21 protein-coding genes are annotated in these 25,268 nt (G+C 60.9%); 14 read left to right on the plus strand and 7 right to left on the minus strand.

The features are described 5' to 3' along the window. Window positions 1-21: 21 nt before the first annotated feature. Window positions 22-843, minus strand: coding sequence for a pyruvate, water dikinase regulatory protein (locus tag AC0JZ4_RS05780; RefSeq protein ID WP_471885467.1), 822 nt, complete (start codon window positions 841-843; stop codon window positions 22-24). Between the two features lie 400 nt (window positions 844-1,243). On the opposite strand from AC0JZ4_RS05780, the gene hemE reads away from it, so the two are divergent. The 8 genes from hemE (at window position 1,244) to AC0JZ4_RS05820 (ending at window position 10,026) form a co-directional block, all read left to right on the plus strand. After that, window positions 1,244-2,275 carry a uroporphyrinogen decarboxylase gene (gene hemE, locus AC0JZ4_RS05785; protein ID WP_471885468.1) on the plus strand — a complete coding sequence of 344 codons (1,032 nt, stop codon included), beginning with the start codon at window positions 1,244-1,246 and terminating at the stop codon, window positions 2,273-2,275. After that, window positions 2,275-2,820 carry a protoporphyrinogen oxidase HemJ gene (hemJ, locus tag AC0JZ4_RS05790; RefSeq protein WP_471885469.1) on the plus strand — a complete coding sequence of 182 codons (546 nt, stop codon included), beginning with the start codon at window positions 2,275-2,277 and terminating at the stop codon, window positions 2,818-2,820. Before hemE ends, hemJ begins: the two co-directional genes overlap by 1 nt. A 220-nt stretch (window positions 2,821-3,040) precedes the next feature. Next, window positions 3,041-4,306: a transcription termination factor Rho gene (gene rho, locus AC0JZ4_RS05795; protein WP_471885470.1), complete on the plus strand. Its 1,266-nt coding sequence runs from the start codon at window positions 3,041-3,043 to the stop codon at window positions 4,304-4,306. Between the two features lie 130 nt (window positions 4,307-4,436). Then, the gene (gene mnmE, locus AC0JZ4_RS05800; protein WP_471885471.1) at window positions 4,437-5,732 is read left to right on the plus strand and encodes a tRNA uridine-5-carboxymethylaminomethyl(34) synthesis GTPase MnmE; all 1,296 of its coding nucleotides are present in this window, start codon (window positions 4,437-4,439) and stop codon (window positions 5,730-5,732) included. A gap of 34 nt (window positions 5,733-5,766) precedes the next feature. Next, complete coding sequence (gene mnmG / locus AC0JZ4_RS05805) at window positions 5,767-7,635, plus strand: tRNA uridine-5-carboxymethylaminomethyl(34) synthesis enzyme MnmG (RefSeq protein ID WP_471887804.1); 1,869 nt, start codon at window positions 5,767-5,769, stop codon at window positions 7,633-7,635. Further along, window positions 7,635-8,252: a 16S rRNA (guanine(527)-N(7))-methyltransferase RsmG gene (gene rsmG / locus AC0JZ4_RS05810; RefSeq protein ID WP_471887805.1), complete on the plus strand. Its 618-nt coding sequence runs from the start codon at window positions 7,635-7,637 to the stop codon at window positions 8,250-8,252. Before mnmG ends, rsmG begins: the two co-directional genes overlap by 1 nt. A gap of 13 nt (window positions 8,253-8,265) precedes the next feature. Continuing rightward, window positions 8,266-9,060 carry a ParA family protein gene (locus tag AC0JZ4_RS05815; protein WP_471885472.1) on the plus strand — a complete coding sequence of 265 codons (795 nt, stop codon included), beginning with the start codon at window positions 8,266-8,268 and terminating at the stop codon, window positions 9,058-9,060. 84 nt (window positions 9,061-9,144) lie between these two features. Then, on the plus strand, window positions 9,145-10,026 hold the full coding sequence (locus tag AC0JZ4_RS05820; protein ID WP_471885473.1) for a ParB/RepB/Spo0J family partition protein: 882 nt from the start codon (window positions 9,145-9,147) through the stop codon (window positions 10,024-10,026). A gap of 81 nt (window positions 10,027-10,107) precedes the next feature. Here AC0JZ4_RS05820 and holA read toward each other — a convergent pair whose 3' ends face one another. From holA to leuS, 3 genes are read right to left on the minus strand one after another with little or no spacing between them, the layout of a single operon-like run. Beyond that, entirely contained in the window at window positions 10,108-11,142 is a 1,035-nt protein-coding gene (gene holA, locus AC0JZ4_RS05825) for a DNA polymerase III subunit delta (RefSeq protein ID WP_471885474.1), read from the minus strand. After that, window positions 11,130-11,687 (minus strand): hypothetical protein, encoded by a 558-nt coding sequence (locus AC0JZ4_RS05830; protein ID WP_471885475.1) that lies wholly within the window; start codon window positions 11,685-11,687, stop codon window positions 11,130-11,132. Before AC0JZ4_RS05830 ends, holA begins: the two co-directional genes overlap by 13 nt. Continuing rightward, a complete protein-coding gene (gene leuS / locus AC0JZ4_RS05835) occupies window positions 11,677-14,310 on the minus strand; it encodes a leucine--tRNA ligase (RefSeq protein WP_471885476.1) in 2,634 nt (877 codons plus the stop codon). The genes AC0JZ4_RS05830 and leuS overlap by 11 nt, the downstream gene beginning before the upstream one ends. A gap of 179 nt (window positions 14,311-14,489) precedes the next feature. Here leuS and AC0JZ4_RS05840 point away from each other — a divergent pair, with 179 nt between their 5' ends. Both AC0JZ4_RS05840 and AC0JZ4_RS05845 read left to right on the plus strand, forming a co-directional pair. Continuing rightward, complete coding sequence (locus AC0JZ4_RS05840) at window positions 14,490-15,149, plus strand: YggS family pyridoxal phosphate-dependent enzyme (protein WP_471885477.1); 660 nt, start codon at window positions 14,490-14,492, stop codon at window positions 15,147-15,149. 126 nt (window positions 15,150-15,275) lie between these two features. Continuing rightward, window positions 15,276-17,207, plus strand: coding sequence for a propionyl-CoA synthetase (locus tag AC0JZ4_RS05845; protein WP_471885478.1), 1,932 nt, complete (start codon window positions 15,276-15,278; stop codon window positions 17,205-17,207). Window positions 17,208-17,280: 73 nt separating this feature from the next. Here the strand turns inward: AC0JZ4_RS05845 and AC0JZ4_RS05850 are convergent, their stop codons facing one another. Beyond that, window positions 17,281-17,994, minus strand: coding sequence for a DUF1013 domain-containing protein (locus AC0JZ4_RS05850; RefSeq protein WP_471885479.1), 714 nt, complete (start codon window positions 17,992-17,994; stop codon window positions 17,281-17,283). Between the two features lie 250 nt (window positions 17,995-18,244). On the opposite strand from AC0JZ4_RS05850, the gene acs reads away from it, so the two are divergent. Next, on the plus strand, window positions 18,245-20,200 hold the full coding sequence (gene acs, locus AC0JZ4_RS05855; protein ID WP_471885480.1) for an acetate--CoA ligase: 1,956 nt from the start codon (window positions 18,245-18,247) through the stop codon (window positions 20,198-20,200). 51 nt (window positions 20,201-20,251) lie between these two features. Here acs and AC0JZ4_RS05860 read toward each other — a convergent pair whose 3' ends face one another. Then, window positions 20,252-20,695, minus strand: coding sequence for a thermonuclease family protein (locus tag AC0JZ4_RS05860; protein ID WP_471885481.1), 444 nt, complete (start codon window positions 20,693-20,695; stop codon window positions 20,252-20,254). Window positions 20,696-20,754: 59 nt separating this feature from the next. Beyond that, a complete protein-coding gene (locus tag AC0JZ4_RS05865) occupies window positions 20,755-20,973 on the minus strand; it encodes a DUF1674 domain-containing protein (RefSeq protein ID WP_471887806.1) in 219 nt (72 codons plus the stop codon). 124 nt (window positions 20,974-21,097) lie between these two features. Here AC0JZ4_RS05865 and htpX point away from each other — a divergent pair, with 124 nt between their 5' ends. The 3 genes from htpX (at window position 21,098) to AC0JZ4_RS05880 (ending at window position 25,236) form a co-directional block, all read left to right on the plus strand. Continuing rightward, window positions 21,098-22,075 carry a zinc metalloprotease HtpX gene (gene htpX, locus AC0JZ4_RS05870; RefSeq protein ID WP_471885482.1) on the plus strand — a complete coding sequence of 326 codons (978 nt, stop codon included), beginning with the start codon at window positions 21,098-21,100 and terminating at the stop codon, window positions 22,073-22,075. Continuing rightward, entirely contained in the window at window positions 22,066-23,463 is a 1,398-nt protein-coding gene (locus AC0JZ4_RS05875) for an RsmB/NOP family class I SAM-dependent RNA methyltransferase (RefSeq protein ID WP_471887807.1), read from the plus strand. Before htpX ends, AC0JZ4_RS05875 begins: the two co-directional genes overlap by 10 nt. 96 nt (window positions 23,464-23,559) lie before the next feature. Further along, window positions 23,560-25,236 carry a heparinase II/III family protein gene (locus tag AC0JZ4_RS05880; protein WP_471887808.1) on the plus strand — a complete coding sequence of 559 codons (1,677 nt, stop codon included), beginning with the start codon at window positions 23,560-23,562 and terminating at the stop codon, window positions 25,234-25,236. Window positions 25,237-25,268: the final 32 nt, after the last annotated feature.

Raw genomic sequence — 25,268 nt, forward strand, 5'->3', positions numbered from 1 at the left:
CTGCGAAAGGTTTTCCGGCACCTATCTGAGCCGGGGCCGCAGCGCAAGAATGGCGGCCGCCGTCTCCTCGATCGAGCGACGCGAGACGTCGATGATCGGCCAGTTGTTGCGGCTGCAGAGCGCGCGGGCGTATTTCAGTTCCTCGTTGATGCTGGCACGGTCCGTATAGGTGGTGCGGTCGAAGCCCTGTGACGCCCCGAGTTCGCGGTTTTCCCGCACCTGGGATATGCGGTCGGTGGTGGCGATGAGGCCAACGATCAACGGACGCACCGCCTGATAAAGCGCAGTCGGCAGATCGACACCCGGCACGATGGGGATATTGGCCGTCTTGATGCCGCGGTTGGCGAGATAGATGCTCGTCGGGGTTTTCGAGGTGCGGCTGATGCCGACGAGAACGACATCCGCCTCGTCGTAGGTTTCCGGCATCTGGCCGTCGTCATGATCCATGGCGAAGTTGAGCGCCTCGATGCGAGCGAAATAATCCGCATTCAGCGCATGCTGGGCGCCGACACGGCGTTTGGACGGCGCACCGAGATAGGCCTGGAAGACGGTCATGACCGGTTCCAGCACGTTGACGCAAGGGACAGCGAGTTCACGGCAGCGGAGATCTATGAGTGAAGCCAGCTCCTGATCGACGACCGTATAGAGCACGATGCCGGGTTCTGCATCGACCGCTTCCATGACGGCTGCGAGCTGCTTGCGATTTCTGATCAGCGGATAGACGTGTTCGAGCGCATAACTGCCCTCGAACTGCGCCGCTGCCGCCCTGCCCGCGGAGATGAGGGTCTCCCCCGTCGAGTCAGAAATGAGGTGCAGGTGGAAGAAGTTTTTGCGGTTCTCCACGCTAATCTTCACCGTCTGTTGATAATGCGGGACAAGCAGACCCGTTTTGCCGGCGACCGGGTGGGCTGCGGGAAAACTCGCAAGTTCTCCACAGATCCGGTTTTGCGGCGTAGCGGATTTGCCCGGTTGTGATTTGCGAGGATAATTGTCGCATCGCCGACATTTGTCCACAGGTTGTTCAGTCTTGTCGCGAGATTGCAGCTTATTTCAAGCAACTGAAATTGCTTCACTAATTTTGACTTTCCACAAGTCGGCGCAATCGCTGTGGATTCTGTTAGGCGCGGAGCGGCAAATCGCTGCCGGACCTGTGAACCTGTGGGGCAACTTTAATCCTTGATACTCACCGACTCTAAGAAATAGAAACTCTTTAGAAATTACATTTTTTAGTTAGGGAAGACCGTTGACCGCTGTGCAGAGAAAGATCGTCGAGGTTCTCGAGGGAAAGACAATCACCCCTCCTCCCGTCTGGCTCATGAGGCAGGCCGGACGATATCTGCCCGAATACCGTGAAACGCGCGCAAAGGCCGGCGGGTTCCTCGATCTCTGTTATTCGCCTGATTTTGCTGTGGAAGTGACACTGCAGCCGATCAGGCGTTATGGTTTCGATGCGGCGATCCTCTTCTCCGATATTCTCGTCATTCCCGACGCCTTGAACCGGAATGTGCGGTTCACGCCCGGCGAAGGGCCGCAGATGGACCCGATCGATGCCGACGGCATCCTCGCCCTGAAGGCGGATGATCCTCTGACGTATCTGGCACCGGTGCTGGAGACGGTTCGGCGGTTGCGGCTGGAGCTGCCAGCGGAAACCACCCTGCTCGGCTTCTGTGGCGCTCCCTGGACCGTTGCGACCTATATGATCGCCGGACATGGGACGCCGGATCAGGCGCCGGCGCGTCTTTTCGGCTATCGCAACCGGCAGGCGCTGGAACACCTGCTTTCCCTGCTTGCCGAAATCTCGGCCGAATATCTGATCGCGCAGATCGATGCCGGTGCCGATGCGGTGCAGATTTTCGATTCCTGGGCCGGTGTTCTGGGCGAGCGGGAGTTCGAGGATTTTGCGATAAAGCCCGTGGCGCGGATGATCGGCATCATTCGTGCCAAGCGGCCGAATGCGCGGATCATCGCTTTTGCCAAGGGTGCGGGGATGAACCTGCGCCACTATCGCCAGAAGACCGGTGCCGATGCGATCGGGCTCGACTGGAGCGTACCCCTGTCCTTTGCCGCTGATCTGCAGAAGGAAGGCCCGGTACAGGGCAATCTCGACCCGATGCGGATGGTGGCCGGCGGTGCCGCACTCGATGACGGTATCGACGCGGTGCTGCAGGCACTCGGCAACGGGCCGCTGATCTTCAATCTCGGCCACGGCATCACGCCCGAGGCCGATCCGGAAAACGTCACCAGGCTGGTGAAGCGGGTGCGGGGGCAGGCCTGATGGGCGTGCCGGAGAAGGCAAATTCGGCGGCCGCCGGCGGAAAGGCGAAGGTGCGGGCCTTCATCGCGCTTTCGGTCTTTCTGATCATTCTCGCGCTGACCTATCTTTTGCGGCCGGACGATTTTTTCCTCTACGTGAAGGCGTTTCACGTCATTGCGGTGATGTCGTGGATGGCCGGATTGCTCTATCTGCCGCGGCTGTTCATCTACCATTCCGATGCCGATATCGGTTCGGAACAGTCGGAAACCTTCAAGATGATGGAGCGGCGCCTGCTCAAGGTCATCATGAACCCGGCGATGATGGTAAGCTGGGTGCTGGGGCTTTATCTGGCCTGGGATGTCTACGGCTTCCAGGGCGGCTGGCTGCATGCCAAGATCGCCATGGTGGCGGCGCTGACGGGCGTTCACATGTTCTTCAGCCGCACGGTTCGTGATCTGGCCGCCGACAGGCCGCGCCGCACGACGAGGTTCTGGCGCATCTTCAACGAGGTTCCCACGTTGCTGATGATTGCGATCGTCATTCTGGTCGTCGTCAAGCCGTTCTAGGCGTTGCTTCCGCGGCCTGGTCTCGGCCTCAACAGGGTCTGCGGCGGTTTTTCCGTCGTGCCCCCCTTGCGGCTCAGTCGATGAACCGCTATTTTCCCAACATCTTCATCTCGTGGCATGCGTGTAAACTGTCGTTGCCCCCGGATTTTCCTCCGCGGCACCGAAATTCACTGACACGCCCAATCCCCTCATATTTTTTTCTCAAGTGGTCCCCTCCTTCATGGCTGAAATGAAGCTCCAAGAACTTAAAAGCAAATCTCCGACCGATTTGCTGACCTTTGCAGAGTCGCTCGAGGTCGAGAACGCCAGCACGATGCGCAAGCAGGAGTTGATGTTCGCAATCCTCAAGGTTCTTGCGAGCCAGGACGTGGAGATCATCGGCGAAGGCGTGGTGGAAGTGCTGCAGGACGGTTTCGGCTTCCTGCGTTCGGCCAATGCCAACTACCTGCCGGGCCCGGACGATATCTATATCTCGCCGTCGCAGATCCGCCGTTTCTCGCTGAAGACCGGCGATACCGTTGAAGGCCCGATCCGCGGGCCGAAGGAAGGCGAACGCTATTTCGCGCTTCTGAAGGTCAACACGATCAATTTCGACGATCCAGAAAAGATCCGCCACAAGGTTCACTTCGACAACCTGACGCCGCTCTATCCGAACGAGCGCTTCAAGATGGAACTGGATGTTCCTACATCGAAGGACAATTCGGCGCGCGTCATCGATCTCGTCGCACCGCTCGGCAAGGGCCAGCGCGGCCTGATCGTCGCACCGCCGCGCACGGGTAAGACCGTTCTGTTGCAGAACATCGCCCATTCGATCACGGCCAACCATCCGGAATGCTACCTGATCGTGCTTCTGATCGACGAACGTCCGGAAGAAGTGACGGACATGCAGCGTTCGGTAAAGGGCGAAGTGGTTTCCTCGACCTTCGACGAGCCGGCGATCCGCCACGTGCAGGTGGCCGAAATGGTGATCGAGAAGGCCAAGCGGCTTGTCGAACACGGCCGCGACGTCGTCATCCTGCTCGATTCCATCACCCGCCTCGGCCGCGCCTACAACACCGTCGTGCCGTCTTCCGGCAAGGTTCTGACCGGTGGTGTCGATGCCAACGCGCTGCAGCGCCCGAAGCGCTTCTTCGGTGCCGCCCGTAACATCGAGGAAGGCGGCTCGCTGACGATCATCGCCACGGCGCTGATCGATACCGGCAGCCGCATGGACGAAGTCATCTTCGAAGAATTCAAGGGTACGGGCAACTCGGAAATCGTGCTCGACCGCAAGGTGGCCGACAAGCGCATCTTCCCTGCCATGGACATCCTCAAGTCCGGTACCCGCAAGGAAGACCTGCTGGTCCAGCGCCAGGACCTGCAGAAGATCTTCGTTCTTCGTCGTATCCTTGCGCCGATGGGAACGACCGACGCGATCGAGTTCCTGATCGACAAGCTGAAGCAGACGAAGAACAACGGCGATTTCTTCGACTCGATGAATACCTGATCCTTAGCCGGATTCTCCTTTACTCAGAAAGGCGCTCGATATCCGGGCGCCTTTTGGCATTTCAGGCAAGCCGCCGTCGTGGTTGCCTGCGATATCGGCACTGGCGCCGGATGGACCGGAAGGTGGCTTCATGAGCAACGCAACGATATTCTCCTTGTCCAGCGGGCAGCCGCCCGCCGGTGTAGCCGTGATGCGGTTGAGCGGACCGATGACTGTTGCTGCACTCGAAACGCTGGTCGGCAGCGTGCCAGCTGCCCGTCAGGCGGCCTTGAGAACGATTCGTAACCGAAACGGTGAAGTTCTCGACGAAGGCCTTGTCCTGTACTTTCGCGGTCCTCATTCCTTTACCGGCGAGGATTGTGCGGAATTACAGGTCCACGGAAGTCGCGCTGTCATCAATGCCATATCCGCGGCACTGGTCGAAATCGGTCTGCGGCAGGCGGAAGCCGGAGAATTTGCCCGCCGCGCCTTCGAACACGGGCGGCTGGATCTGGTCGAGGTCGAGGGGTTGGCGGACCTCGTCTCGGCGGAGACGGAAATGCAGCGGCGCCTGGCAATGCAGGTGGGCAGCGGCGCGCTTTCTCAGCGCTATAACCGATGGGCGGAGCGGCTTGTCTATGCCCGTGCGATGATCGAGGCCGAACTCGATTTCGCCGATGAAGAGGATGCGCCAGACTCGGCGAATGACCTGATCGCCGTCGACCTGGAAAAGCTTCTGGCGGAGATGCGCGATGCGCTGACAAGTTCGCGGTCGGCCGAGATTATCCGCAACGGCTTCAAAGTTGCCATCGTCGGGGCGCCGAATGCCGGAAAATCGAGCTTTTTGAATGCGATGGCGCAGCGCGAAGTGGCCATCGTCACCGATATCGCCGGTACAACTAGGGACGTCGTCACGGTCGAGCTGGATCTGGATGGCTATCTCGTGCGTCTTTACGATACGGCCGGTATCAGGGAAGCGGATGATCCCGTCGAACGCGAAGGGATCAGACGGGCGAAGCTTGCGGCCTCCGAGGCCGATCTCGTCCTTATGTTCCAAAGCATCGATTCGCCTTCGCAACAAGTTCTCGACATCGACCGTGCAAAGATCGTGTCGGTGGGGACCAAGGCGGACCTCGGGCGCCCCGATGGCGAGATAGACATATCGATCTCGTGCCGCAGCGGAGGGGGACTTGCCGCCTTGCGCAATGTCATCGTGGCGAGAGCCGTAGCTTCGGCGCCGGTTGACCTGACGGCCGGCAAGGCGCGCCATCTGGACTATATAGAGACCGCTTCCAACTTCATCGAAAATGCACTAGAAGAGCACCGATTGGAGCTTAAGGCCGATGCGCTGCGCGCGGCCGGTGATGAGCTTGGCAGGATTACCGGACGTGTCGACGTCGAGGATCTGCTCGATGTCATCTTCTCCCAGTTCTGCATCGGTAAATGATTCACGTGAAACACACGGGGTTTTCATGAGTGACATGAGTTTCGACGTCGTCGTCGTCGGTGGCGGCCATGCGGGTTGCGAGGCAGCGAGTGCGGCTGCGCGTGTCGGCGCGTCCGTGGCGCTGGTAACGCATCGCCGCGATACGATCGGCGTCATGTCCTGCAACCCGGCGATCGGCGGCCTTGGCAAAGGCCATCTGGTTCGCGAGATCGATGCGCTGGATGGTTTGATGGGCCGGGTGGCGGACGCTGCCGGCATCCAGTTTCGCCTGCTGAATCGGAAGAAGGGGCCGGCTGTCCGCGGGCCGCGCACGCAGGCGGATCGCCGCCTCTATCGCGAAGCCATGCAGCGCGAGATTTTTCAACACGACGGTCTCGATGTTATCGAAGGCGATGTGTTCGATCTGGAGCTTTCGGATGAAGGTGCGATCGAAGCCGTCGTCCTGGCGGACGGGCGGCGCATTGCCTGCCGTTCCGTCGTCCTGGCGACGGGGACGTTTCTGCGCGGCCTAATCCATATTGGTCAGGAAAAAATCCCTGCGGGCAGAACCGGTGAAGCGCCATCGGTTGGGCTTTCGGCCACATTGAGGCGGCACAATCTTCGTCTGGGGCGCTTGAAGACCGGAACGCCGGCGCGTCTCGACGGGCGCACCATTGCCTGGGACACGATCGACGCTCAGCATGCGGATGAGGATCCTGTACCCTTCTCGTTCATGACGGACCGGATCGAAAACCGGCAGATCGCCTGTGGCGTGACGCGGACGACGGCCGAGACGCACAAGATCATCGCCGACAATATTCATCTCTCGGCGATGTATTCCGGCCAGATCGAAGGCGTCGGCCCGCGCTATTGCCCCTCCATCGAGGATAAGATCGTCCGTTTTGGTGAGCGTGACGGCCACCAGATTTTTCTGGAGCCGGAGGGCCTGGACGACCCGAGCGTCTATCCGAACGGGATCTCGACCTCGCTGCCGCAGGAGGTTCAGGAGGCTTTCATCCGAACAATTCCTGGTTTGGAAAATGTGGCCATCCTGCATCCCGGCTATGCGATCGAATATGACCATATCGATCCGACCGAATTGCAGCTTTCGCTTGAGACCAAGGCGATAGCCGGCCTGTTTCTGGTTGGCCAGATCAATGGCACGACCGGATATGAGGAAGCCGGCGCGCAGGGCCTTGTCGGCGGGTTGAATGCCGCGCGGCGGGTTCAAGGGCTGGCCCCGTACATGTTCAGCCGAACAGATTCCTATATCGGTGTGATGATCGACGACCTGATCACGCGCGGGGTGACGGAACCCTATCGCATGTTCACCTCGCGGGCGGAGTTCCGTTTGTCGCTAAGGGCGGACAATGCAGACCTGCGATTGACCAAGGCGGGTGTCGAACTCGGGCTTGTCGGCCGGGCGCGCGCCGAACGATTCAGCACCTATGTCGACGAGATCGACCGGGGTCGCGTGCTGTTGCGCTCGCTTTCGATGACGCCAAACGAGGCGGATCGGCATGGACTTCGGCTCAACAAGGATGGACAGCGGCGCAGCGCCTACGAGATCCTCTCCTACCCCGACATGTCGATAAAGGCGCTCGAGGCGGTGTGGCCGGAAATGGCGACGATGGGTACCAAGGTTTCCGAGGCTCTGGAGATTGAGGCCGGCTACGCCGTCTATATGGAGCGTCAGGCAAACGATATTCGCTCGGCGCAGCGGGACGAGGCGCTGGTCATTCCGGATGCATTCGATTTCGATGGAATTTCAGGCCTCTCGAATGAATTGAAGTTGAAGCTTGGCCGCGCCAGGCCGCGCACGATTGCGCAGGCGGCCAAGATTGAAGGCATGACGCCGGCGGCTGTGACGCTGCTTCTGGCGCTTGTGCGCAAGGACGCCCGCGACATAAGGAAAGTATCTTGATAGACCAGATCATTCCCGGCGTTTCACGTGAAACGCGGGATCGCCTCGACCTGTTTGCCGAGCTTTTCATGAAGTGGGCGAAGACGATCAATCTCGTCGCTCCTTCGACAAAAGAGGATATCTGGCGCAGGCATATCGGTGACAGCGCGCAGATCGCGGCGGTGGCGCCGAAGCCCGGAACCTGGATCGACATGGGATCCGGTGGCGGCTTTCCCGGCGTGATTACGGCGATCATGCTCGCCGAGCGTGGCGAAGGCTGGGTCAATCTGGTCGAGAGCAACCACAAGAAGGCGGCCTTCCTGCGGGTGGCGCTCAGCTCCACCGGTGCGCGCGGCAGTGTGCATGCCGTCAGGGTGGAAGACGCCGTCAAGATCGTTCCCGAATGCGATTACATCTCTGCGCGGGCGCTGGCCGATCTCGATATGCTGCTTGGCTATTCAGAACCGTGGATGGCAGGACGCTCGTCAACAGCTTTCTTCCACAAAGGGCGGGATTACCAGTCGGAATTGAATAAAGCGCATAGCGGGTGGAATTTTGATTTGGTAAAACATCAAAGTTCAATTCAGACGGACTCGGTCATCTTGGAGATCAGTAATCTCCAGCGAAAGATGCCATAGAATCGGGTGCAGGATGTTCGGCAAGCGTCGCATAATCACCATCGCAAATCAGAAGGGCGGCGTCGGCAAGACCACGACGGCCATCAATCTGGCAACCGCCCTGGCGGCTATTGGCGAGCATGTTCTCATCGTAGACCTCGATCCGCAGGGCAATGCCAGTACGGGCCTCGGTATTGACCGGCGTGACCGCAAGGTATCGTCCTATGACATTCTGGTCGATGACGTGTCTGTCGGCGAGGCGGCCGTGGAGACAGCGGTTCCGCATCTGTCGATCGTGCCATCGACGATGGATCTGCTGGGTTTCGAGATGGAAATCTCGCAGGCCTCCGATCGCGCCTTTCGACTGAAGAAGGCGCTGTCGAGCGCCGGCTCCGAAAAATATTCCTACATTCTGCTGGACTGCCCGCCGTCCTTCAATCTGCTGACGATGAATGCTATGGCGGCGGCGGATTCGGTGCTTGTGCCGTTGCAGTGCGAGTTCTTTGCGCTCGAAGGCCTCAGCCAGTTGCTGGAGACGGTCGATCAGGTGCGTCGTACCGTCAATCCGCAGCTCGACATCCAGGGGATCGTGCTGACGATGTTCGATGCGCGCAACAATCTGGCGCAGCAGGTCGTCAGCGATGTGCGTACCTATCTCGGCGAGAAGGTGTATCAGACGCTCATTCCGCGCAATGTCCGCGTTTCCGAGGCGCCCTCTTATGGTAAGCCGGCTATTCTTTATGATCTGAAATGTGCCGGCAGCCAGGCCTATCTGCAGCTCGCGTCGGAAGTCATCCAACGGGAAAGAATGCGCAAGGCCGCCGCTTAACGTTCTTTTGTTGCATGTCGTATAGCAACAGCGCTGCATAATTTTCGCGACATGCATTCAGTTCGCGATCACGAGGAATTTGTAATGAACGATGATGTCTCGAAAAGGCGGCTTGGTCGCGGTCTGGCGGCGCTGATCGGTGAGATGGATCAGCCGATGCCGAATGAGACTGCGCATTCCAGCGTCAGTGCCGACAGGCTGGTGCCGATCGAGAACATCACGCGCAACCCTCGCAACCCGCGTCGCCATTTCGACGACAACGAGCTGCAGGACCTGGCAAGCTCGATCCGCCAGCACGGTATCGTGCAGCCGATCGTGACGCGCATGCTGTCCGAAGGTCAGTACGAGATCATTGCCGGCGAACGCCGCTGGCGGGCTTCGCAACTGGCGGGCCTGATCGAAGTGCCTGTGATCGTTCGCAATGTCGATGATCGCACGGCACTCGAAATCGCCATCGTCGAGAACGTGCAGCGCTCCGACCTCAATCCGCTGGAAGAGGCGCTGGGTTACGAGCAGCTTATCGCTGAACATGGCTATACGCAGAACGATCTCGGCGACATCATCGGCAAGAGCCGCAGCCATGTCGCAAACAGTCTGCGTCTGCTGAAGCTCCCCTCCCCCGTACGCGACATGCTGTCTTCCGGCACGCTGTCTGCCGGCCATGCGCGGGCGCTGATCCCAACTTCCGATCCGACCGCGCTTGCCAAGGCCGTCGTCGCCAAGGGCATGTCGGTGCGCGATGCGGAGCGCCTGGCGCAGAACGACATAAAGACGCAGGGCATGCCGCCGCTCGAAACCAAGTCGGCGCAGAAGGATTCCGACACGATTGCGCTGGAGCGGACCTTGACCGACACGCTTGGCCTGGAAGTCAGGATCAATCACAAGGGTGGCCCGGGCCAGATCAGGATTTCCTACAAGACGCTCGAACAGCTTGAGGAAATCTGCCGGTTGCTCGAGCGGCGATGATCGGGCCTGCTTGGCAGGTCCCGCCTCTTTCGGTAGACAGAAGCTTCTATCTCTCTGTATTTAAATGAGTTTCCGCTCTCGTTAACGCTTGCGGGCCTGCAGTGCTGCGGCGAGCAGAGAGTGGAAGACGATGCTCGATTCCAGCGATTGCCGCTGGCGCGAGGTGAGAATCGCATTCTGTATGCGTTCGGCTTCGCGGGTTACGGCTTCGGGGCGCCATGCGCCAAGCGCCCGCTCGAAGATCGGCTTGCGCTTGAAGTGAATGTGGCGGCCGAGCGTCTGCATCACCTGCGCCGGGGCCGTACGCTTTTCCTCCATCTCTATCTTCATCACGTCCAGAAGCTGGAACTGTTTGAGGCAGGACTGGAGGATCAGAAAGAGCGGGGTTTTCGACGTGAGGATCTTCTGGAAGGCACGGTTGAACGAGGGCAGATCGCCGGTGAGAATGGCGTCGACGGCGTCATCGGCGGAAATACTGCTGGCGTCGCCGATGATCTCGTCGACATGGTGCTCCTCGATACGGCCCATGCCGCGGCAATAGAGCGCCAGCTTGCGGATCTCGTTGCGCGAGGCGACGCGGTCTCCGCCCAGTTGATCCATCAGCTGCCGGCGGGCCTCAGGGGTAATCGTAAGGTCCTCGCTTGCCAATTCGCTGTCGATCAGGCCGTTAAGGGCGCGTGCGTCATCCGCATAGCACGGAATGACTGCGACGGTCCTCGCCGGCTCGACGATCTTTCGCAGCCCACTCCCCTTCTTCAGGTCACCAGCCTCGATGATCAGCATGTTGGCGGGCGCACCCTGCGCCAGAATCGTCTGCACGGCGTCGAGGACCGGCTTCTCGTTATTGACGCCGCGCAGCCAGACAAGCTTGTCGCCGCCGAACAGGCCAAGCGCGTTCACTTCATCGATCAGGCGGCCCGGATCGCCCTGCAGGTCGGAGACGTCAAGTTTGAGAAGCGCGAAAGGGTCATCGAGCGCGACGCCGCTACGTTTGGCAAGCTGCCCTGCCCTCTCGGAGACGAGCCCGCGATCGGGCCCGTAAATGACATGGAATCGATAGAGTTCCGCTCCCTTTTCCAGAAAGCGATCGAACTCATGCGACTTTACTTCTGCCATGTCGGCTGCTGTGGCGGTTCTTTGGACAGCGCGATGGCGATGTCGGCGCGGATGAATTCCGCCACTTCGCGCGAGGAGCGGTTCTCCGCGTCACGGATGGCACGCAGGCGGGAGAAGCTCTGGCGGGAGACGTCGACAAGCGAGACTGACCGGCGTTCGCCGCTCTTGACGACCTGGCCGTCGCTGACGCGTGTCAGGCTGTAATTCGCCGTGACGACGACGCGGCCGGGCACGGGGACGCTGGCTTCCGCCAGACCGTCATCGTCCAGTACGTTCGATGACGTGCTGGTGACCTTCAGCGCCAGATCATAGGCAGGATTGAGCGGCTCGCCGCTGCCGCCGGCAGCCAGGAAGATCAGCTCGTTGCGAACCACCTGGGCGATACGGTTATCCGCGTCGGCAAAGCCGACGGTGGTCAGCTTCGGCGTGTCTGCCGCGGTTTGCGAGTGCAGCGGGCGGACCTGGCAGCTTGCCAGGCCGACGCACAGCGCCAGGCCGAGCATGAGTGGAAGACGGCGCGGCAGGGACGAACGATCAGGCAACAATGTTCACGATCCTCTGTGGGACGACGATGATCTTCTTCGGAGCACGGCCTTCGAGAGCCGCCTTTACAGCGTCCAATTCGAGAACCGCCGCCTCGACGGCAGTTTGATCGGCATCGCGCGCGATTGTCAATTCGGCGCGCTTCTTGCCGTTGATCTGCACCGGCAGCGTGACGTCGTTCTCGACTGTGAGCGCCGGATCGAAAGCCGGCCACGGTGCCTGCGAGATCAGCCCTTCATTGCCGAGAACTGTCCAGCATTCCTCAGCCAGATGCGGTGTCATCGGCGCGACGATCTGAACGAGAATTTCGGCGGCGTTGCGCACGGCGGCGCGGTAGTCTTCATCGCCTTTGCCGGCTGCAACATCCGTCAGCGGCGCGGCAAGCGCGTTGACCAGCTCGTAGATGCGCGCCACGGCCTTGTTGAAGGACAGCTTGTCGAGATCACCCTGAACCGCCTGCAGCGTCTTGTGGGCGAGCTGCGAGACGGCTGCGGCATTGCCTTCCTTAGCCGGAGTCGGGTCCACGGTCTTCAGGTTGTCTGCGGCTTCCGAAATCAGGCGCCAGAGGCGCTGAGTGAAGCGGTGTGCGCCTTCGACACCGGCTTCCGACCAGATGACATCGCGATCCGGCGGGCTGTCGGAGAGGACGAAGAAGCGGGCGGTATCGGCGCCGTAGGAGGCGATGATATCGTCCGGATCAACGACGTTCTTCTTCGACTTCGACATCTTTTCGATGGAGCCGATCGTGACCTCTTCGCCGGTGGTCAACATGGTCGCCATGCGCTTGCCGTCGACTTCCTCGATCTTCAGGTCGGCAGGCGAGACCCATTCGCCATTCTGGCCGGATCCGCCCAGGCGATAGGTTTCGTGCACGACCATGCCCTGGGTGAAGAGGCCCTTGAAGGGCTCCTTGACCGCCACATGGCCGGTCTCGCGCATGGCGCGGGTGAAGAAGCGGGAATAGAGCAGATGCAGGATCGCATGCTCGATACCGCCGATATACTGATCGACCGGCAGCCAGTGGTTGGCAACCTTCGGATCGGTCGGCTCACCCAGCCAGGGCGCGGTGAAGCGGGTGAAATACCAGCTGGAATCGACGAATGTATCCATCGTGTCCGTCTCGCGACGGGCATCGTGTCCGCATTGCGGGCAGGAGACGTGGCGCCATGTCGGGTGACGGTCGAGCGGGTTGCCCGGCAGGTCGAAGGTGACATCGTCGGGCAGCTGGACGGGCAGGTCCTTTTTCGGCACCGGAACGACGCCACAGACTTCGCAATGGATGACCGGGATCGGGCAGCCCCAATAACGCTGACGGGAAATGCCCCAGTCGCGCAGGCGGAAATTGACCTTCATCTCGCCCTGCGGCGCGCCAGCGAACTGCTGCGCGGCCAGCTTGTCGGCGACGACTTGGAACGCTTCCTGCGTAGTCTTGCCGTCGAGAAAACGGGAATTGATCATGACGCCGTCATCGACGAAGGCAGTCTCGCCGACTTCGAAGGTTGCGGCATCGCCGTCCTTCGGCATGACGACCGGGACGACCGGCAGGTCGTATTTGCGGGCGAAATCGAGGTCGCGCTGGTCGCCCGACGGGCATCCGAAGATGGCGCCCGTGCCGTATTCCATCAAAACGAAGTTGGCGACATAGACCGGCAGTTCCCAGGAGGGATCGAGCGGATGCTTGACGCGGATGCCGGTGTCGATGCCCTTCTTCTCGGCCGTTTCCAGTGCGGCGAGCGAGGTGCCCTGCCGGCGGCATTCCTCGGCGAAGGATTCGATAGCCGGATTCTTCGCGGCTGCGGCCTTTGCCATCGGATGGTCGGCGGCGATGGCGAGGAAGGATGCGCCGAACAGCGTATCGGGGCGGGTCGTATAGACGCTCACCTCGGTTTCGCCGGCGGGGGCGGTGTCAGCAACGACTTCCCAGCGCAGCGCCATACCTTCGGAGCGGCCGATCCAGTTCTTCTGCATCAGGCGGACCTTTTCCGGCCACTGATCCAGGTTATCCAGCTCGTCCAGCAGATCCTGGCTGAAATCGGTGATCTTGAAGAACCACTGGGTCAGCTCGCGCTGTTCTACCAGCGCGCCCGAACGCCAGCCGCGGCCGTCGATGACCTGCTCGTTGGCGAGCACGGTCTGGTCGACCGGGTCCCAGTTCACCTTGGACTGCTTGCGGTACACCAGGCCCTTTTGCATCATGTCGATGAACAGGTGCTGCTGCTGCTGGTAATACTCGACGTCGCAGGTGGCGAATTCGCGCGACCAGTCCAGCGACAGGCCCATGGCCTTCAGCTGCTTCTTCATCGATTCGATGTTCTGGTAGGTCCAGGACTTCGGATGGGTCTTGTTGTCGCGTGCGGCGTTTTCAGCCGGCATGCCGAAGGCGTCCCAGCCCATCGGGTGCAGGACGTTGAAACCGCGGGCGCGCTTGTAGCGGGCGACGACGTCACCCATCGCATAGTTGCGGACATGGCCCATGTGGATGCGGCCGGACGGATAGGGGAACATCTCGAGGACGTAGTATTTTTCCCGCGGGTCGGCGTTGTCGGTCTCGAAGACCTTCGCCTCGTTCCATTTCTGCTGCCAACGGGGCTCGGCATCGCGCGGGTTGTAACGTTCAGTCGCCATCTGGATGATATTCCGGGAAATCAGGATCAATGAGTCGGGCTGACCTTCACCATGAATGGCCGCAAGCGTCAAGTTTTTGAGGCCTGGCGGACGGCAAGAATGATGCGCAATGCCCTTGGCAGAGGCTCATATGGGCTTTAATCGCTGTTCTCACAAGAACGGCGAAAAGGATGCTTGTCATGGATATCGAAGAGCGGCTCGAAGATGTGAAGGGCAAGATCGCAAAGGCCGAGGTCTATGCAGGCCGCCCGGCGGGCAGCGTGACGCTTGTCGCGGTGTCGAAGACGTTCGATGTGGATGCGATCCGTCCCGTGATTGCTGCCGGCCAGCGGGTGTTCGGCGAGAACCGGGTACAGGAGAGCCAGGGCAAGTGGCCGGAGCTGAAAGCCGAGACGCCGGGTATCGAGCTGCATCTGATCGGACCGTTGCAATCCAACAAGGCGGCCGAAGCCGTGGCGCTGTTCGACGTGATCGAGACGGTGGACCGGGAGAAGATTGCCCGCGCGCTTGCGGAGGAGATGGCAAAGCAGGGCAAGTCGCCAAAGCTTTATGTGCAGGTGAATACCGGGCTGGAGCCGCAGAAGGCGGGGATCGAGCCGAAGGCGACGGCAGCGTTCGTCGATCTCTGCCGCAACGAGCTTGGCCTTTCCGTTGAAGGCCTGATGTGCATTCCGCCGGCGGATGAAAATCCGGGGCCGCATTTCGCCCTGCTTGCCAAGCTTGCTGCCGAATGCGGCGTCGAAAAGCTTTCCATGGGCATGTCCGGCGATTTCGAGACGGCGGTCGAATTCGGTGCGACAAGCGTACGTGTCGGCTCCGCCATTTTTGGCGCACGGTAAAGACCAAACGTATCGGCGCTGCCTTTGTGCTCGCCGATACGGCTAACCCCTTCGTCGGGGTTCCCGGCACCTCCCGGCTGACCTAGATTGTTGCATCAGGCTCGGCTCATGTAACGGGAGGTGCATATGCAAAGCCGCTATTTCGACGTCTATGCCGCTTGGCAGGACGATCCGGAAGCGTTCTGGCGGGAGGCCGCCGGTGCGATCGACTGGTTTCGGCCAGCGGATGCGATTTTCGACGCCAGCCAGGGCGTCTATGGGCGCTGGTTCGTCGGCGCTGAGACGAATACCTGCTTCAACTGCCTCGATCGGCATGTGAACGCGGGGCGCGGCGATCAGCTTGCCTTCATCCACGACAGCGCCATGACCGGCGAGCGGCAGCGCTTTACCTATGCCGAGGTGCTTTCGGAGGTGAAGGCGATTGCGGCGGTGCTGGGCGATCTCGGCATCGGCAAGGGTGATCGGGTCGTCATCTATATGCCGATGGTGCCGGAAGCCATATTTTCGATGCTTGCCTGTGCACGGATCGGGGCGGTGCATTCGGTCGTGTTCGGCGGGTTCGCGGCGCAGGAACTGGCGGCGCGGCTGAACGATTCGGATGCGAAATTGATCATTTCCGCCAGCTGCGGCCTCGAGCCGGGGCGGGTCGTTGCCTACAAGCCGCTGGTCGATGCGGCGATAGCGATGGCGACCGCAAAACCGAAACACAGTCTCGTGCTGCAAAGGCCGCAACTGCAGGTCACGCTCGATGCAAAGCGGGGCGAGCGGGATTTTGCGACGCTGGTGGCGCAGGCGCGCGGACGGGAGATCGACTGCGTGCCGGTTGCGGCGACCGATCCGCTCTACATTCTCTATACGTCCGGAACGACGGGCAAGCCGAAGGGCGTGGTGCGCGACAATGGCGGGCATATGGTGGCGCTTGCCTGGACCATGCCGAACATTTTCGGGATGAAGCCGGGCGAAGTGTTCTGGACGGCATCGGACATCGGCTGGGTCGTCGGCCATTCCTATATCGTCTACGCGCCGCTCCTGAACGGCAATACCAGCGTCATCTTCGAAGGCAAGCCGGTGGGGACGCCGGATGCGGGTACCTTCTGGCGGGTGGTGGCGGAACATGACGTGAAGGTGCTGTTTACGGCGCCGACAGCGTTTCGCGCCATAAGACGTGACGACCCGGAGGGAGAACTGGTCGAGAACTATGATCTGCTGGGGCTGCGTGCCCTGTTTCTGGCCGGCGAGCGGGCGGACCCGGAAACGCTGAAATGGGCGGAGCAGAAGCTGAAAGTGCCGGTGATCGATCACTGGTGGCAGACGGAGACCGGCTGGCCGATCGCGGCCAATACGATGGGACTGGGTCTCATGCCGTTCAAGCACGGTTCGCCAACACGGCCGATGCCAGGCTACGCGCTCGATGTGCTGGACGACATGGGCAAGCCGGTGCCGGCGGGGACGCTCGGCAATATCGTCATCAAGCTGCCCCTGCCGCCGGGATGCCTGCCGACGTTCTGGAATGCAGATGCGCGCTTTCGCGAGAACTGCCTCAAGGAGTTTCCCGGCTATTACAAAACGGCCGATGCCGGGATTATCGATGAGGATGGCTATGTGTTCGTGATGGCGCGCACGGACGACATCATCAATTGCGCCGGACATCGGCTTTCCACCGGATCGATGGAGGAAATCTGTGCGCGTCACCCCGATGTGGCGGAATGCGCGGTCATCGGGGTGAAGGACCGGGTCAAGGGGCAGATCCCCTGCGGCTTTCTGGTGCTGAAGGGCAATGTTTCACGCGAGACCGATGAGATCGCCCGGGAAGTGGCCGATATGGTGCGGCACGATATCGGGCCGGTGGCGGCGTTCAGGACGGTGATGGTGGTGCCGAAACTGCCGAAGACGCGGTCGGGAAAAATCCTGCGCGGGACGATGCAGAAGATCGCCGACGATCTGCCCTGGACCATGCCGGCGACGATCGAGGATCCTTCGACGCTCGATATCGTCAAGGAGACACTTTGGAAAAACGGCTTCGCGCATGATGCGAAGCGGTCGGAGCCAGCTGTCTGAGCACTCGTTTGAACGTAAAAAATAAAGCCCCGGTTTTGGCCGGGGCTTTGAAACTGTACAATCCGACGACGGCTTAGAAGCGATCGTCCTCGTCTTCTTCTTCCGTGCGGGTCGACTTGAGCGAGGAGAGCTTTGCGAAGACGGCGTCCGCATCGATTTCCTTCTCTTCCTCGCGCTCGCTGCGGTAATCGCCGAAGCCGAGGTTTTCCGTCTCGGATGCCGGCTGGAGCGACGCGCCGAGTTCGGCAGCGGTCGGCAGCGGACGGCCCTTGGAGGCCTTCTCGACTTCGAGGTCGAGATCGATCTGCGAGCAGAGGCCGAGCGTGACCGGGTCCATCGGGGTCAGGTTGGCGGCGTTCCAGTGGGTGCGCTCGCGGATCTGCTCGATGGTGGACTTGGTGGTGCCGACGAGGCGCGATACCTGGGCGTCCTTCAGTTCCGGGTGGTTGCGAACCAGCCAGAGAATGGCGTTCGGACGGTCCTGACGCTTGGAAACCGGCGTGTAGCGCGGGCCGCGACGCTTGGATTCCGGCACGCGAACCTTCGGCTCGGAAAGCTTGAGCTTGTAGTTGATATCCTTCTCGCCGCGCTCGATCTCGTCACGCGAGAGCTGGCCGGTGGCGATCGGGTCGAGGCCCTTGATGCCCTGAGCAGCTTCGCCATCGGCAACAGCCTTCACCTCAAGCGGGTGCAGCTTGCAGAACTGGGCGATCTGGTCGAAGGAAAGCGCCGTGTTGTCGACGAGCCAGACTGCGGTCGCCTTCGGCATGAGCAATTGTTGAGCCATGGATATAGTTCCTCTGTCCGTCCGCGCCGGTGTCGCGGGCGTGGGTATCAACCACAATTTCCGGGAATTTATTGCCGTATAATCGAATTGGCAGGCAATTGCAATTCTCTGTGACGTGATCGTTTCGATAGGACATTCGGCTTCACCTCCATTTGTCTAATTGCCGCCCCTGCCCCAATTGGTATGAATGAACGGAATGTCGCACCGCTGACGGAGAAGAGGTCGGCGGGGCCAATGAGGGAGGAAACTCATGTCCGAAAAAGTCTATCCGGTTCTGAAGGCTGCCAAGGCCAAGGCGCTCATCGACAAGGACAAGTATGAAAAATGGTATGAGGAAAGCGTCGAGGATCCGGACAAGTTCTGGGGCAAGCACGGACGGCGGATCGACTGGTTCAAGCCTTATACGAAGGTGAAGAATACCTCGTTCAAGGGCAAGGTTTCGATCAAGTGGTTCGAGGACGGCCTGACCAACGTTTCCTACAACTGTATCGACCGCCACCTGAAGACGCATGGCGAGCAGACCGCCATCATCTGGGAAGGCGACAACCCCTACATCGACAAGAAGATCACCTATAACCAGCTGTACGATCAGGTTTGCCGCATGGCGAACGTGCTGAAGAAGCATGGGGTCAAGAAGGGCGATCGCGTCACCATCTACATGCCGATGATACCGGAGGCGGCCTATGCGATGCTGGCCTGCGCGCGCATCGGCGCGGTGCATTCCGTCGTCTTCGGCGGCTTTTCGCCGGAGGCGCTTGCCGGTCGTATCGTCGACTGCCAGTCGACCTTCGTGATCACCTGTGACGAGGGCGTGCGCGGCGGCAAGCCGGTTCCGCTGAAGGAAAACACCGACAAGGCGATCCATATCGCGGCGCGCCAGTATGTGACGGTGAACAAGGTGCTGGTGGTGCGTCGCACCGGCGGCAAGACCAACTGGGCGCCGGGCCGTGACATCTGGTACCATCAGGAAATCGCCACCGTTAAGGGGCATTGCGAGCCGGTGAAGATGAAGGCTGAGGATCCGCTGTTCATCCTTTATACCTCCGGTTCGACCGGCAAGCCGAAGGGCGTGCTGCACACGACCGGCGGTTATCTCGTCTATGCGGCGATGACGCATGAATACACGTTCGACTATCAGGACGGCGATATCTACTGGTGCACGGCGGATGTGGGCTGGGTGACGGGCCATTCCTATCTCGTCTATGGCCCGCTGGCCAATTGCGCCACGACGCTGATGTTCGAGGGCGTACCGAATTTCCCCGATCAGGGTCGGTTCTGGGAGATCGTCGACAAGCACAAGGTCAGTATCTTCTACACCGCGCCGACGGCGATCCGCTCGCTGATCGGGGCCGGCGACGAGTTCGTCAAGCGGTCGTCGCGCGAAAGCCTGCGCCTGCTCGGCACGGTGGGTGAGCCGATCAATCCGGAAGCCTGGGAATGGTATTACAACGTCGTCGGCGACAAGCGCTGCCCGATCGTCGATACCTGGTGGCAGACGGAAACCGGCGGGCACATGATCACGCCGCTGCCGGGGGCGACTGATCTCAAGCCCGGCTCGGCAAGCAAGCCGTTCTTCGGGGTGAAGCCGCAGCTTGTCGACAACGAAGGCAATGTGCTGGAAGGGGCGGCGGACGGCAATCTGTGCATCACCGACAGCTGGCCGGGGCAGATGCGCACGGTCTATGGCGATCACGAGCGGTTCGTGCAGACCTATTTCTCGACCTACAAGGGAAAATATTTCACCGGTGACGGCTGCCGGCGTGACGAGGACGGTTATTACTGGATCACCGGTCGCGTCGATGATGTGCTGAACGTCTCCGGGCATCGTCTCGGCACGGCGGAAGTGGAATCGGCCCTCGTGTCGCATCATCTGGTTTCAGAGGCGGCGGTGGTGGGCTATCCGCATGGCATCAAGGGTCAGGGCATCTATTGCTATGTGACGCTGATGGCGGGCAATGCAGGGACCGACGAGCTGCGCCAGGAGCTGACCAAGCATGTGCGCAACGAGATCGGCCCGATCGCGGCACCGGACAAGATCCAGTTTGCGCCGGGTCTGCCGAAGACGCGCTCGGGCAAGATCATGCGGCGCATCCTGCGCAAGATCGCCGAGGACGATTTCGGCGCGCTCGGGGATACGTCGACACTGGCCGAACCGGCGGTGGTCGACGACCTGATCGAGAACCGGCAGAACAAGGTGGATGCCTGATGTCAATGATCTACCGTCCGGCCTGAGTTTCTGGCCGGCGCTTCCGGCAAATCAGTCGTCGCAGGCCTGTCTGGGCTTGCGGCCACCGTCATAGGGCTGTGCGAGGCCTGCCAGAAGCAGGCCTCCCGCCACGTCATGACCATCCTCCAAGGTGACATCGGCGACGATGCGGCCGAAATATTTGTCGCCCGCGATGTTCGTCAGGCGGATATGGGGTGAGCGGGTCGAAAGAACTTCAAGCGCATGGCGGGCGGCCTGTCCGGCGAGACGGGTCGTTTCGCATTTCGATTTGAGTTCGGGCGTATCGATGCCGCGAATGCGGACATAGACTTCCATGCGCTGCTGCGGCCATGGTTGGGCTTCAACGAGCAGCGTATCGCCATCGATGACACGGATGATTTCGGCGGACACCGGGCCGGAAATTTCCTCGCGCGACTGGGCGCTGGTCGGGAGGACCAGAGCCATGCCGAGAATGAAAACGCCTCGCTTGATCATGAAAGGAATAAATTCCAGATCACGGCTGACGTCAATAGGAATTTTATCTTATTTCGTGATCAGAAATCGATTGCGCGGCCGTTGATTTCCCAGTCGCCGAAGCGGGCGGGGTCTGCGCCCCCACGGCCGCCAAATTCCTCGGGCATATCGGGATGGGTTTCCGCCTGGCGGCGTTCCTCCGCTTCCTTCAGGGCGCGCTGGGCTGCCGGCGATAGCGGCTTTCTCATCTCGCCGTCGTCGGAGATGTTTTCCATATTGTCGTTGTCCGCGTTCTGCATCTTACGCTTCACCGCAAGGTTTATTGAAAATTCCGGCTGAATTGACCACATGATAGGGTGTTCACACCCGCTAGAAAACCCTCCGATTTTCGGAGGGGACGAAATCGGCAACGGAGAGATGACGATGAATGTGATGCGCACCGCCATGCTTCTGGCCTTCATGACGGCCCTGTTCATGGGCGTCGGGTTTCTGATCGGCGGCAGGGGCGGCATGATGATCGCGCTGGTGATCGCTGCCGGCATGAACCTGTTTTCCTACTGGAATTCCGACAAGATGGTGCTGCGCGCCTATCATGCACAGGAAGTGGACGAGCGCAGCGCGCCGGAATTCTACCTGATGATCCGGGATCTGGCGGCCAATGCGGGCCTGCCGATGCCGAAGGTCTATATCTATGACAACCCGCAGCCGAACGCCTTTGCGACGGGCCGCAATCCGGAAAATTCCGCCGTTGCCGCCTCGACGGGTCTTCTGCAGCGCCTGACCCATGAAGAAGTGGCGGGCGTGATGGCGCATGAGCTGGCGCATGTGCAGAACCGCGACACGCTGACGATGACGATTACCGCGACGCTTGCCGGTGCGATCTCCATGCTCGGCAATTTCGCCTTCTTCTTCGGCGGCAACCGCGAGAACAACAGCAATCCGCTCGGTTTCATCGGTGCTCTCGTGGCGATGATCGTGGCACCGCTTGCCGCCATGCTGGTGCAGATGGCGATCAGCCGGACACGCGAATATTCGGCCGACCGTCGCGGCGCGGAAATCTGCGGCAATCCGTTGTGGCTCGCCTCGGCGCTCGGCAAGATCGCCGGTTCTGCCCGCACCATCCACAATGACGATGCCGAACGGAACCCGGCGACAGCGCATATGTTCATCATCAACCCGCTTTCGGGAGAGCGGATGGATAACCTGTTTTCCACCCACCCGAACACCGATAACCGGATCGCTGCGCTGCAGAAGATGGCGGGCGAGTTTCGGGGCGGTGGCTCGACGGGGCCGTCTTCGGCTGCTAGACCGCAGCGAACCGCGCGCTCCGTACCGAATTCCGGCGCAAACAATCCCTGGGGCCGCGGATCGGATGAACCGCGCAAAGGTCCCTGGTCTTGAACGAGAATAACAAGAAGAAGCCATTCAAACGCCCCGCCGAAAAAGGCGGTTCCGCGCGCTCGGGTCATGAACCGCACAAGCCCGGACTGGAAGTACGGGTCACTGCGTCGAAACTTCTGGCTGCCGCCGTCGATCGCAGGATTTCGGTCGACGGCATGCTCGATCTCACGCATGGCAATCCGGCCTACAAGGCGCTCAACGATGCCGACCGGGCGCTTGCGCGCGCCATCCTGACGACGGCGCTCAGGCATCTGCCGCGTTTGGAAGCCGCGATTTCCTCGATGATCGAGACGCCGCTGCCGGAAGGTGCGCGGGCGCTGCACCACGTGCTGGTCGTGGCCGCGGCGCAGATCCTGCATCTCGACGTGCCCTCGCATGCTGCCGTCGACCTGGCGGTCGAGCAGGCAAACCGTGATCCGCGCAATCGTCGTTTTGCCAAGCTGGTGAATGCGATCCTGCGCCGCATGGTGCGCGAGAAGGACGATATCCTGGCGGCCACCGCATCCGTTTCGCCGGTGCCGCAATGGTTCCTCAAGCGTCTTGTCAGCGCCTATGGCGAGGATGAAGCGATGCGGATCGCCGAGGCGCAGATGACGCCGCCGGCGATCGATCTCACCGTCAAGACGGATGCTGCGGGCTGGGCTGCAAAGTTGAACGGCCGGCTGCTGCCGACGGGCAGTGTTCGTCTCGGTGCGTTCGAAGGCTCGGTAACGGCGCTCGAAGGTTTCGAGGCCGGCGAATGGTGGGTTCAGGACGTCGCTGCCAGCATTCCGGCAAAGCTGTTCGGCGAATTGAAGGGCAAGCATGTCGCTGACCTGTGTTCGGCACCGGGAGGCAAGACTGCCCAGCTTATCGCTGCGGGTGCCGTCGTGACGGCGGTCGAGCAGTCACCGAACCGTCTGGCGCGGCTTCGGGAAAACCTTGCACGCCTGGGCATGGAGGCCGAGACGGTCGGAGGCGATCTTTTCAACTATGCACCGGCAGAGAAGCTCGATGGCGTTCTGCTCGATGCCCCCTGCTCTTCCACCGGCACCACGCGCCGGCATCCCGACGTGCTCTGGACGAAGGGCGTCTCGGATATCGAGAAGCTTGCCGTCTTGCAGGAGCGGATGCTGCGCCATGCGGCAACATTGGTGAAAAGCGGTGGATTGATCGTCTTTTCCAACTGCTCGCTCGATCCCATAGAGGGTGAGGCGCTTGTCGAACGGGTGCTTGCCGATACGCCTTCGCTCGAACGCGCCGCGATCAATCCCGCAGATTGGCCGGGGTTGGAGGACGCGATTACGCCCAAGGGCGATTTCCGTACGACGCCGGCCATGCTGCCGCCAGTGGACGGTTTTGCCGGCGGCATGGATGGCTTCTTTGCCAGCGTGATGCGGGTGCGGTAAGGATTTATTCACCCTAGCGGCCGATAAATCCAATTTATCTAAAGTTGTTATCGCTTATCCAGCACATCCAAGCCCTGCGGAGTATTTTGTGTGACCATGCGGCTGGCCGATCGCCGAAGGCTTCTGCTTTCCGGCCTGCGCGAGATGCGACGGCGCTTCTGCCATCGCACGGCGCCGCTGCGCGTCGCCGTGTCGGGCATGGCGACGAAGACACCTGAGCGGCTGATCGTTGCGCCGACGGATCTTCGCGCCGTCGATCCCTTCATCGCGCAGGAAATTCTGGAAGGGCGCTTTCCCCTCGCCGGTCGGGTTCTCGAAACGCTTGGCGATTCGCCTTTCGAACTTGAGCTGCCATCGAAATCCTTTGCCGAGCGCCTGCATGGCTTCGGATGGCTCAGGCATATAAGGGCGGATCGAAGCGATGCAGGCTGCGCCAGCGCGCGGCATATCGTGTCCGACTGGATCGCGGCGCATGGCCGGCGTCGGCGGGGTATCGCCTGGGATGCGGATGTCGTGGCGACGCGGGTGATTGCCTGGCTTTCGCACTCGACCATCATCCTGCATAACGCAGAGGCCGGTTTCTATCGCCGCTTCATGAAAAGCCTCGCCTATCAGGTGGGCTATCTGCGCAAGGTGGCCGATTGCTGCAGCAGCCCGGAAACGCGGCTGAGGGTGAGGATTGCGCTGGCGGTGGCGTCGCTTTCGCTGCCGATGCGAATGGCGGCGATCCGGCGGGAAAGTGCTGCACTCGACCGGGAGCTGGATCGGCAGATTCTCGCCGATGGCGGGCATGTGTCGCGCAATCCGCGGGCGATCCTCGATATTCTCATCGATCTCCTGCCGCTCAGGCAGACCTATATCAATCTCGGATATGACCTGCCGCAGAAGCTCATCCCGACGATCGACCGGATGTATCCGGCGCTGCGCTTCTTCCGTCATCAGGATGGCGACCTTGCCTTGTTCAATGGGGCAAACGCCACACCGGCGAGCGAACTGATGTCGGTGCTGCGCTATGATGAATCTGCCGGCCGGCCGTTCAAGGCGCTGCCGCAGATGAATTACCAGCGGCTGACGGCAGACAATACGGTCATTCTTGTGGATACGGGCTGCCCTGCCGGCATCGACTCTTCGCATGGCGCACATGCGGGCTGCCTGTCCTTCGAGATGTCGTCCGGCCGACATCGCTTCATCGTCAATTCCGGCTCGCCACGGTTTGCCGGACGTTATTATCGACATCTGTCGCGCTCGACGGCGGCGCATTCGACCGTGAGCCTTGCGGAAGCTTCGTCCAGCCGGGTGATCAATTCCCGCTTCACCGGCCAGATATTGCTGCCGGGTGTGCGCGAGATCGGTGTCGAGCGCTGGGACGACAGCCACGGCAATGACTGGCTGCGCGCCCGCCACGACGGCTATGAGGAGCGTTTCGGCTATACCCACGAGCGCGAAATCGCACTCAGCGCCGGCGGCGACAAGATCAAGGGCTGCGACCGGCTGATCCCGAAGGAGGGTACGGCCGGCGCGACATTGTCGCTTGCCGTCCGTTTTCATATCCACCCTTCGATCAGGATCGGTCGGCGCGATGGCGAGAGCGTCCTGATGCAGGCGCCGGATGGCGAGGCGTGGATTTTTGCGGCGCCGGGGCAGGCGCTGGCGATCGACGAGGATGTGTTCTTCGCCGATGTTTCCGGCATGCGGCCAAGCCAGCAATTGGTGATCGACGCCCAGGTTTCCGGACTTCGGGAATTCCGCTGGATGCTGAAACGCGGCGAATAGGCGTTTCTTCTTACCGCCAGCTGTGCTAACCG

The organism is [Rhizobium] kunmingense, from assembly GCF_977018605.1.

Coding starts and splice junctions, on each gene's coding strand:
- AC0JZ4_RS05845 (WP_471885478.1), top strand. CDS start 15,276: ATGCAAAGCCGCTATTTCGACGTCTATGCCGCTTGGCAGGACGATCCG.
- mnmG (WP_471887804.1), top strand. CDS start 5,767: ATGAGTTTCGACGTCGTCGTCGTCGGTGGCGGCCATGCGGGTTGCGAG.
- AC0JZ4_RS05840 (WP_471885477.1), top strand. CDS start 14,490: ATGGATATCGAAGAGCGGCTCGAAGATGTGAAGGGCAAGATCGCAAAG.
- acs (WP_471885480.1), top strand. CDS start 18,245: ATGTCCGAAAAAGTCTATCCGGTTCTGAAGGCTGCCAAGGCCAAGGCG.
- AC0JZ4_RS05880 (WP_471887808.1), top strand. CDS start 23,560: ATGCGGCTGGCCGATCGCCGAAGGCTTCTGCTTTCCGGCCTGCGCGAG.
- htpX (WP_471885482.1), top strand. CDS start 21,098: ATGAATGTGATGCGCACCGCCATGCTTCTGGCCTTCATGACGGCCCTG.
- hemJ (WP_471885469.1), top strand. CDS start 2,275: ATGGGCGTGCCGGAGAAGGCAAATTCGGCGGCCGCCGGCGGAAAGGCG.
- holA (WP_471885474.1), bottom strand. CDS start 11,142: ATGGCAGAAGTAAAGTCGCATGAGTTCGATCGCTTTCTGGAAAAGGGA.
- AC0JZ4_RS05820 (WP_471885473.1), top strand. CDS start 9,145: ATGAACGATGATGTCTCGAAAAGGCGGCTTGGTCGCGGTCTGGCGGCG.
- AC0JZ4_RS05815 (WP_471885472.1), top strand. CDS start 8,266: ATGTTCGGCAAGCGTCGCATAATCACCATCGCAAATCAGAAGGGCGGC.
- AC0JZ4_RS05865 (WP_471887806.1), bottom strand. CDS start 20,973: ATGCAGAACGCGGACAACGACAATATGGAAAACATCTCCGACGACGGC.
- rho (WP_471885470.1), top strand. CDS start 3,041: ATGGCTGAAATGAAGCTCCAAGAACTTAAAAGCAAATCTCCGACCGAT.
- AC0JZ4_RS05850 (WP_471885479.1), bottom strand. CDS start 17,994: ATGGCTCAACAATTGCTCATGCCGAAGGCGACCGCAGTCTGGCTCGTC.
- AC0JZ4_RS05860 (WP_471885481.1), bottom strand. CDS start 20,695: ATGATCAAGCGAGGCGTTTTCATTCTCGGCATGGCTCTGGTCCTCCCG.
- mnmE (WP_471885471.1), top strand. CDS start 4,437: ATGAGCAACGCAACGATATTCTCCTTGTCCAGCGGGCAGCCGCCCGCC.
- leuS (WP_471885476.1), bottom strand. CDS start 14,310: ATGGCGACTGAACGTTACAACCCGCGCGATGCCGAGCCCCGTTGGCAG.